General features: G+C 59.8%; 1 protein-coding gene. It reads right to left on the minus strand.

The features are described from left to right. Positions 1 to 53: 53 nt before the first annotated feature. On the minus strand, positions 54 to 358 hold a 305-nt coding region (locus OZ411_RS43180; protein WP_282532838.1), incomplete at its 5' end, for a tyrosine-type recombinase/integrase.

The following is a 358-nucleotide window of genomic DNA, read 5'->3' on the forward strand; positions in this document are numbered from 1 at the left end:
CCCGCAGCCGCCCGGAAAGGGCGGGCAGAGCGCGTCCGCTCTGCCCAGCCAGTTCAGACATCGACCTGTTCTGCTATTGCAAGTGCGTCATCGACCTCTATTCCGAGATAGCGGACCGTACTCTCGATTTTTGTATGCCCCAGCAGAAGCTGCACGGCTCGCAAATTACCGGTGCGGCGATAGATGAGCGTCGCCTTGGTTCGACGAAGAGAATGCGTGCCGAACAGATGAGGATCCAATCCTATACCGGCCAGCCAGTCAGATAGGCGCGCATACTGCCGTGTTGTCAGGTTGCAGTCCGGCCCTCTGCGGCCGGTGAACAGACGATCTCCTGGCTTCTTGCCCGTTGCCCGCAGAT

The organism is Bradyrhizobium sp. Arg237L (assembly GCF_029990105.1).
Lineage (GTDB): Bacteria > Pseudomonadota > Alphaproteobacteria > Rhizobiales > Xanthobacteraceae > Bradyrhizobium.